This is a genomic window from Paenibacillus sp. N119s (assembly GCF_059447605.1).
In genome coordinates, this window is sequence record NZ_JCAJRU010000214.1 from 1 (window position 1) to 8,672 (window position 8,672).

General features: G+C 45.0%; 10 protein-coding genes and 1 pseudogene. 1 reads left to right on the top strand and 10 read right to left on the bottom strand.

Features of this window, described 5'->3' with window-relative positions; genetic code table 11:
• Positions 1 to 218 (bottom strand): annotated as a pseudogene (locus AC5V8P_RS20205) (alpha/beta hydrolase family protein); the annotation flags it as partial.
• Between the two features lie 237 nt (positions 219 to 455).
• On the opposite strand from AC5V8P_RS20205, the gene AC5V8P_RS20210 reads away from it, so the two are divergent.
• On the top strand, positions 456 to 794 hold the full coding sequence (locus AC5V8P_RS20210) for an ATP-binding protein (RefSeq protein WP_064796491.1): 339 nt from the start codon (positions 456 to 458) through the stop codon (positions 792 to 794).
• On the opposite strand, the gene AC5V8P_RS20215 is transcribed toward AC5V8P_RS20210, so the two are convergent.
• The 9 genes from AC5V8P_RS20215 to AC5V8P_RS20255 form a co-directional block, all read right to left on the bottom strand.
• The gene (locus AC5V8P_RS20215; RefSeq protein WP_155762535.1) at positions 791 to 1,018 is read right to left on the bottom strand and encodes a hypothetical protein; all 228 of its coding nucleotides are present in this window, start codon (positions 1,016 to 1,018) and stop codon (positions 791 to 793) included. The genes AC5V8P_RS20210 and AC5V8P_RS20215 overlap by 4 nt on opposite strands.
• A 187-nt stretch (positions 1,019 to 1,205) precedes the next feature.
• Complete coding sequence (gene glnA / locus AC5V8P_RS20220) at positions 1,206 to 2,534, bottom strand: type I glutamate--ammonia ligase (protein WP_063212594.1); 1,329 nt, start codon at positions 2,532 to 2,534, stop codon at positions 1,206 to 1,208.
• A 116-nt stretch (positions 2,535 to 2,650) separates the two neighbouring features.
• Positions 2,651 to 3,064 carry a MerR family transcriptional regulator gene (locus AC5V8P_RS20225; RefSeq protein WP_007430683.1) on the bottom strand — a complete coding sequence of 138 codons (414 nt, stop codon included), beginning with the start codon at positions 3,062 to 3,064 and terminating at the stop codon, positions 2,651 to 2,653.
• A gap of 83 nt (positions 3,065 to 3,147) precedes the next feature.
• Positions 3,148 to 4,401 carry a methionine gamma-lyase family protein gene (locus AC5V8P_RS20230; RefSeq protein ID WP_063212593.1) on the bottom strand — a complete coding sequence of 418 codons (1,254 nt, stop codon included), beginning with the start codon at positions 4,399 to 4,401 and terminating at the stop codon, positions 3,148 to 3,150.
• A 112-nt stretch (positions 4,402 to 4,513) separates the two neighbouring features.
• Positions 4,514 to 5,800, bottom strand: coding sequence for a GTPase HflX (hflX, locus tag AC5V8P_RS20235; protein ID WP_063212592.1), 1,287 nt, complete (start codon positions 5,798 to 5,800; stop codon positions 4,514 to 4,516).
• A 112-nt stretch (positions 5,801 to 5,912) separates the two neighbouring features.
• Complete coding sequence (locus tag AC5V8P_RS20240; protein WP_064796489.1) at positions 5,913 to 6,896, bottom strand: AAA family ATPase; 984 nt, start codon at positions 6,894 to 6,896, stop codon at positions 5,913 to 5,915.
• A gap of 114 nt (positions 6,897 to 7,010) precedes the next feature.
• Positions 7,011 to 7,706, bottom strand: a complete 696-nt coding sequence (locus AC5V8P_RS20245) for a YdcF family protein (RefSeq protein WP_081276776.1) — start codon at positions 7,704 to 7,706, stop codon at positions 7,011 to 7,013.
• On the bottom strand, positions 7,703 to 8,260 hold the full coding sequence (locus AC5V8P_RS20250) for a ribonuclease FAU-1 family protein (RefSeq protein WP_064796488.1): 558 nt from the start codon (positions 8,258 to 8,260) through the stop codon (positions 7,703 to 7,705). The genes AC5V8P_RS20245 and AC5V8P_RS20250 overlap by 4 nt, the downstream gene beginning before the upstream one ends.
• 165 nt (positions 8,261 to 8,425) lie before the next feature.
• Positions 8,426 to 8,672 (bottom strand): hypothetical protein (locus AC5V8P_RS20255; protein WP_495473808.1); only part of this gene is annotated, 247 nt, incomplete at its 5' end.

An 8,672-nucleotide genomic window follows, 5' to 3' on the forward strand; every position in this document is an offset into this window, starting at 1 on the left:
TAGCTATAACCTGAAATGGCTAAAAAAATGATCGTTATGCAATATGGGAAAAATAGCTGAACTCTGTATCCTTCCATTGTCCAATGAATGACCAGTAAAAGTGTGGCAATTTCGCTTGCAACGAATACTGGAATTCTACTCCGTTCTTTTTTTAATAGTACGGTTAATGCAAACAAGCCGATGTTTGACAATAAAAGCAACAGTTCAAACAGCCTCATCTCGATTCTCCTTTTAAAAAATTTCTATTTTCGTTTGTTCCAATCTTATCCTGCCAGGCTGGCCTAAGCTATCGATTTGCCTTACATCTACCTTTCAATTTTGTAATTCGATCATGCATTATTGGAGGACTCGTAAAACGGTTTCTTTTCAGCTTGAAGAGTGATGCTTAAGGTTATAATATTTTACAATTAGACCTCAATGTGGTACGATATTCGGCCGGCGCAAGCAGCCGTGTCATGATTACCTCTGATGTGCGTGGACAGCAAACCGCTCTTGAGATTTGGAATAACGACACCGGAATCCCGAAGCAGGATATCAAGCGAGTGTCCAACTCGTATTTTACAGGGGCAAATTCTCCCTCTTACGCTGGATGGGAAAAGCGTGAAGGAGATGGACGCCAAGCTTCATCTGGTGGCCGAAGAACTGAGCATCACTCGAATTCTGAACAAACGAACCTATGTAGTGTCGGGAGGGTAACAGCAGAGGCCGCCATTGCAAGGGCCATCATCCATTCCCCTTTAGCTGCTGGCCGACGAGCCAATGAAAAATCACGGTTCCAAGTTCTCATGATTTAATGAAAACGATGGAAACCATCAACCATACCGATCATACAACCATGCTGCTGGTCACTCATGACGCTCTCACGGCTAGCTACTGCCATCGGGTCGTATTCATCAAGGACGGTCGACTCTATAATAAATTTTACCGGGGGAACAACCGGCGGGGCTTCTTCCAACAGATTATCGATATGCTTCGCTAATGGGAGGGGATGCACATGAGCTTTCACCACTTCGTGCAATTAAGAGGTTCCCAGCTTATCCTTTTCATGATGACCATTACGGTAATGGGTCGGAGGGCCAATAAATGACGTAATAATATTTTTTGTGGAGAAATTGTGGGGGAAATTAAGTAATGCCGAAAATTTAATGGAATATCCACAAAAGCAAAAATCCCTCAACGCATAGAGCGTCAAGGGATTCCACATTTTAGTAAAGCGTCAGATATTGATCACGTTCCCATTGATGTACTTGGGTTCTGTACATATCCCATTCAATTTCCTTAAGCTCATAGAAGTAAGCCAGAGCATGATCACCCAGTGCGTCAGAGATCACCTCGCTCCGAATAAGCTCTGACAAAGCTTCTTTCAGGTCCGCAGGCAGACTTGGAATACCTTCTTCAATCCGCTCTTCCTCGGACATCACATAAATATTGCGATCAATTGGGGCTGGCAGAGCCATCTGACGTTTGATACCATCCAAACCTGCTCTCAACATTACAGCCAAGGCTAAATAAGGATTCGCTGCCGGGTCAGGGTTCCGAACCTCGACGCGCGTGCTCAGGCCACGAGATGCAGGAATCCGAATCATCGGACTGCGATTGCTTGCAGACCAAGCAACATAACAAGGCGCTTCATAACCTGGTACGAGACGCTTGTAGGAATTAACTGTTGGATTTGTGATCGCTGCCATTGCACGTGCATGTTTAAGAATGCCAGCCATATAGTGGCGAGCTGTCTGGCTTAATCCGAGTTCATCCGTCTCATCATAAAATACGTTTTCATTGTCCTTGAACAACGATTGGTTGCAGTGCATACCGGAGCCATTCACGCCGAACAAAGGTTTTGGCATAAAGGTGGCATGCAGACCATGCTGACGAGCAATCGTTTTAACCACGAGCTTGAACGTTTGAATCTGATCGGCAGCTTTAACTGCATCTGCATATTTAAAGTCAATCTCATGCTGACCAGGTGCTACTTCATGATGGGATGCTTCTATTTCGAAGCCCATCTCTTCAAGCTTAAGAACAATTTCACGACGGCAGTTCTCCCCTAGATCCATTGGAGCCAGGTCAAAATATCCGCCTTGGTCATTCAGTTCTGTAGTCGGATCGCCTTTTTCATCCGTTTTGAACAAGAAGAATTCAGGCTCTGGTCCCACATTCATCGATGTGTATCCCATTTCTTCGGCTTCCTTAAGTACACGCTTCAAGATCCCCCGCGGGTCACCTGCAAATGGAGAGCCGTCTGGCTTGTAAATATCGCAAATCAAGCGAGCTACGCGGTCTGAGGTTACCCAAGGGAATACAACCCAAGTGTCCAAATCTGGGTATAAGTACATGTCAGATTCTTCGATACGTACATAACCCTCTATGGAAGAACCGTCAAACATCATTTTATTATCCAATGCTTTTTCCAACTGGCTTACAGGAATTTCAACGTTCTTAATAGTGCCCAATAAGTCTGTGAACTGCAAACGAATAAAACGAACATTTTCTTCTTTCGCAATCCTAAGGATATCATCTCTTGTATAACTCACAGTAACCTCTCCCTTTCTGTAACGACTGTATGCAAATCGACTGTATCATAAATGACATTAAAGATGAGATCGTTTTTTAAGTAAAATAACCTTATGTCAAAAGGCAAGTCACAGCATTATCTTTTATTAAAAAATCGTGATAATTCGCCTTGGATCAAAGATACCTGTCCTGGTCTTTTGCCTGCAACAAGTTGTTGTTTTAACAAACGATGAAGCTGAGTATCGGACATTTCACGGCGTTTGACTTCCGTATCTGCAGTAATAACTGTAGCTTCCTCCGACTCCTTGGTAACCGGATTCATGACTTGTTTTATTCCTGCAATGTTAACACCTTTCTCAATCAAAGCCTTAATTTCAAGCAGACGCTCTACGTCATTAAATGAAAAAAGACGCTGGTTACCCGATGTGCGGGCAGGAACTATCAAATTATGCTGCTCATAATAACGAATCTGACGCGCTGACAAGTCCGTTAGCTTCATGACAATACCTATTGGAAATAAGGCCATATTTCTGCGAATTTCGTCGCCCATTTGTCATCAACCTTCCAGTGATCTATTATTCACCTTATTGTACATTTAGCTGATGCAAAGTGTCAATGATATGTTAGAAAAACTCACAATAATTTACGTTCTTTCATCGTTTGTAGAGCCATAAGTACTCCATATTTGACATGAGAGTAGGTTAAGCCCCCTTGCATGTAACCAATATAAGGCTCTCGTATCGGAGCATCGGCGGATAATTCCAAACTTCCACCTTGGATGAACGTACCTGCGGCCATAATAACCGGATGCTCATAACCTGGCATATCCCACGGTTCTGGCACCACATGGCTATCCACGGCCGCTGCGCGCTGAATACCCTGTACAAAAGCAATTAGATGTTCTGGCCCACTAAACGAAATGGCTTGAATCAAATCCGTACGCTCCTCATGCCAAGCAGGTTTGGTCTCAAAACCCATCTCCTCAAAGACAGCAGCTGCGAATATGCTTCCTTTAACAGCTTGCCCCACCAATGTGGGAGCAAGGAACAGCCCTTGATATATGCCTCGTGTAGTACCTAGCATAGCCCCTACCTCTCCACCGATTCCTGGTGCTGTTAAGCGATAGGATGCCAACTCCACATATTGATGTTTTCCGCAGATATATCCACCCGTTTCTGCAATGCCGCCTCCGGGATTTTTAATTAACGAACCTGCCATCAAGTCGACACCAACCTGAGTAGGTTCCAGCTTCTCAGTAAATTCACCATAACAATTGTCCACAAAGACAATAACGTCAGGCTTTATCTTCTTCACACGTGCTGTCATTTCTTCAATATCAGCTACACTAAAGGAAGCTCTCCAATCATAGCCGCGTGAACGCTGGATACCGATCACCTTGGTATTGGCATGAATTGCGGACTCCACGGCTTTCCAGTCTACTTTACCGTCTGCTGTCAGCGCGGTTTCCCTATAAGTAACACCAAAGTCCTGCAATGATCCTGTTCCGTCACCGGGCTTACCAATCACTTTGTGTAAGGTATCATAAGGACGACCTGTAATGTATAACAACTCATCCCCCGGACGCAGCACACCAAATAAAGCCGTGGCGATGGTATGTGTTCCCGAAGCAAAGTGCGGACGCACCAACGCTGCCTCCGCACCGAACACATCTGCATAGACTTCTTCCAGCACTTCACGCCCCCGGTCATTGTAAGCATATCCCGTTGAACCCGCGAAATGAAAATCGCTCACTTGCTTGCGCTGGAAGGCCTGAATGACCTTCCACTGATTTGCATCTACAATATGATCTATGTGCTGTATGCGTTCTTGTATTTTATGTTCGACTGTTTCTTGAATTTGCTGAATTTCTGGACTAAAAACTACCATTTACCTTCTTGACCCTCTCTCTTCCGCAGCTTTAAGCTAATCATGTTATATTTGTTCTTCAATTTGAACGATGAACATTATCATTTTATTAACCTAAAAACATCATTAGATGTTAACTTTCTGTGAACTCGCTGAGCGCATGACCATACTTTTCGTATTCGCCTCTTTGAATTTCTACCTCATAAATGACATCATTGCCGTCATACTCTGTCAGTAGCACATCCCCAATTCGATAAAGCACCGATGTTAAATCCCCACGTTCCGCAGGAATACGGAACCTCAGCGTATCACCGCTTAGATGCTCCTGAACCAATTCACGAATGCGTAGCAAATCCGTTTCATCAAATGCGCTGATTTTCAAATAACCCTCCCCGGAAGGAAGCATTTCTAATTGTTCAGGGGTGCAGGCATCTTTTTTGTTAAACAATACAATCTGAGGCTTGTCCGCAGCCCCAAGCTGTTCTAGGATTGACTCTACAACTTTCATTTGTTCGTCACGCATATCCGAAGAGGCATCCACGACATGCAAAATGAGATGAGCCTCATTGGCCTCCTCCAAGGTTGCCCGGAAAGAAGCTACCAAATCATGAGGCAGGTTTTGAATAAACCCTACTGTGTCTGTAAGAATAACTTCTTTGCCACTTGGCAGTTCCATTGTTCTGGAGGTAGGGTCAAGTGTCGCAAACAATTGGTTCTCAATATATACATCGGCAGCTGTCAGCTGCTTCAACAGCGTTGATTTGCCAGCATTCGTATAGCCAACGAGTGCCACCTGGACAATGCCGGTCTTTTGTCTGCGCTCCCTATGTAAATACCGGTGACGCATCACTTCATCGAGTTGGCGTTTCAGATCACTGATTCGGTCACGGATGTGACGACGGTCCGTTTCCAGCTTGCTTTCACCAGGACCACGTGTTCCGATTCCCCCACCGAGCCGTGAAAGGTTTTTACCATGTCCAGACAGTCGAGGGAGTAAGTATGACAACTGCGCCAGTTCAACCTGGATAATACCTTCCCGTGTTTTTGCACGCTGAGCAAAAATATCCAGAATCAACTGTGTTCGGTCAATGATTTTGAGATCCAGGCTTTCTTCCAGATTTCGTACCTGGGCTCCCGAGAGCTCTTGATCAAAAATAGCTGTATTTGCTCCCAATTCTTCGGCAACGGCACGCAATTCATCCACTTTTCCCTTGCCAATAAACCATTTTGAATCCTTGGATTCCCTATTTTGTGTGAGCACGCTCAGCACTTCAACTCCCGCTGTCTCAGCCAGCTTCACCAGTTCCTCCAACGAGTATTCCGTATTGATGCCGGATCGTTTGACTTCATCTGTAATTAAACTGACTAATACCGCCTTATCCTGTATTTCGGTCTGTGTATCATGAGTGGAGTTCGCCATATTGTTAGCTCCTTTATTTTTATGTCAACTCTCGAACAGAAACCGACCTGATGTCAGGCCGGCCCCCGTTCGATGTCATACAATTCGGTATGATTCAGATTCCTATTATCGCCTATCTTTTGTCCATTTTCAAATCCTCAGGTCGCAACGTCATCAATTCCTGCTTGCCCGGTTGCCCGCTTCTGTACTGATTAAGCAGCCTGACAGCTTGGTGCCGAATTGCTTTTTCAATCACATTACGAACATAACGTGCATTGCTAAATGCATGGAGGCTGTCATTTCGCTCGTTTAGCAAATGCTCCTTCATTTTGAGTATAGACTGCGGCATGAGAATATAATCCCGTTCCTTAGCCATCATCTCTGAAATTTGGATAAGCTGATCCACGGTGTAATCAGGAAAATCCAACTGGATTGGAAAGCGGGAAGGAAGGCCAGGATTTGTCCGTAAAAAAAAGTCCATTTCTCCCGAATACCCGGCAAGGATCAAAATAAACTGATTTTTTTGGTCCTCCATGGCTTTTACCAGGGTATCAATCGCTTCTTTCCCAAAATCCTTTTCCCCTCCGCGTGCTAAACTGTAAGCCTCATCAATGAACAGCACGCCGCCAAGAGATTTCTTTACAAGATCCCGCGTTTTTTGTGCCGTGTGACCAATATACTCCCCTACCAGATCAGCCCTCTCTACTTCAATCAGATGGCCCTTGCTCAGCACCCCCATTTTCTGCAGCATTTTAGCGATAATGCGGGCTACTGTCGTTTTCCCGGTACCAGGATTTCCTTTGAAAATCATGTGATATACGTGTGCGTTGCTCAGCAGACCCGCATCAGTGCGCATATGAGCGATTTGCAAAAAGGCATATACCTCAAAAACCAGCTCTTTGATGTTATCCAAGCCGACGAGATGATCGAGTTCTTTCTGAATTTCCTGATAAAGACTGAGATACTGCGGTAGCGTCTGCGACTTGGTCGAAGCCACTGCTTCCGTCTCGTCCACAGTCACCGAAGCGATCGGCTCCGGGCTACGCAGCACGACATTGATTTGTCTGGAAGGTCTCTCCTCCGACCGCTTGCCCGCGGCGATTCCCCGTCCGTTCATGCATCCATCACCTCAACATTTCTTCAGGCACAGCTTACCCTATTAATGTATTCGGTCCGGCATGTCCTTATTAGCATAAAAGCTACGAGAACGTGTACAAAGCTTTCCCTCAATTCAGGCAATCCAAGCTAGGGCACTGATCCACCACCGTTGCAGCGTCCATTTAGCATAAGCCAGCACTTCTCTTGATTGATGAATGGGCATATTCAGCACTTTGGATTCGGTCAGAGCCATTTGGGGATGATCATAATCTAAAAATTGAGCAATCTCCATTGCTCGAGGTCCATGATAGCTATGTGTGATGATGACGATGGAGGTCCAGCCATACTCCTTCATGATACGCTGGCTGAAAAGCAGATTTTCGTAAGTACTGGTCGCCTGGTTTTCTAACAAAATATGCTGTATAGGGACTCCCCTATCTACCAAGTAGCGTTGCATACCCTCGGCCTCCGTATATGGAAAATCAGGTTGATCCAGTCCTCCACTAACAATTAGACGCTGCACCGTCCCATTGCGATATAATCGCAACGCTTCTTCTAATCTTTCTCTTAAAGCTGGGCTGGGCTCAGCTCCCCACATAGAGGCACCTAGTACAATGCCAATTTGGGCACGCTGGAGCGGAGTGGTAGAGACAGCTGTATTCATATTCCATACTCGGACACCTGCCCATACCAATCCGGCCAAAATGAAAATTACCAAACCAAGTATGAGACGCTTCGATACCTTGAATATTTTCCTGGAGCGACTCTGCCTGCTTTGTGGTTCATGGCGTTGGGAGCCAGTGCTTCTAATCCACTGCACAACTCTCACCGTTCTCTCTTGAAATCGCCGTTATGAAACCATTCTGCCCGGTGCTTTAGCGACATTTTAAAATAGGGGAACATATGAGCATCGATCTGATGTAACAGGTCAGCCGCCGTTCGGTTAGCCAATTCCGCTTCCTGCGTTGAAATATGACCCCGTTGTAGTGCCTCCTCCAGTTCATCCTCATCGACCAGAAAAATTTCGCCGTTTTTAAGCACAACAACATCCAAATACAAATCATCAAACCAAGGAACTCCTTGTTCCGTTACTCCTTGATTTCGGCAGGTATCAATGTACCATTCAACGATTTGCTCTCGATTGTCAAACATTGCAGTCACCACATAATGTTTACCTTTTGGATAATACTGCAACCAGGAATAACCTTTATCGGCTATGCAAAACGTATGACCACCATAACTTTTCCATAATGGCTCCTTGAGACTCAAAATAGTATACAGGGTCACATATCCTGTAAACGCATCACTTTCTACATACCGGCAAGCAAACTTGCGATTAGTGATCCTGCGCCAGTTGGCCCGGTCTCCGAATTTGCGCTTCATAAATGATGTTCCTCTCCAACATTGGTAAAACCAGCTTACCATATTTAAACTGTACACTCAAAAATAACCCCTGTATTACAACAAAAAAGGTATTTTCAGACTGCCTAAACAGTCCGAAAATACCTTCGAGTTAAAACTGAAACAACCTACACGAAATCATACTTGCTAATCCCGATTGTGACGCCCACGATTGGAGTTCGAATGACCGTTGGAATTGCCTTCCTGACTTCCATCCATAGTAGCTCCCGTGGTAGATGAATCCGTATTTACTGAATTTGTCATAGTATCCTCACCAGTAACGCCTGAATTCGGGGTAGTCGTCTGACCATTGCCCTGATTGGTATTATTTCCGGTACCAAAATTGTCGTTACTGTTGCCTGTGCCTCCAGTACCATTTCCATTGTTCACTCCA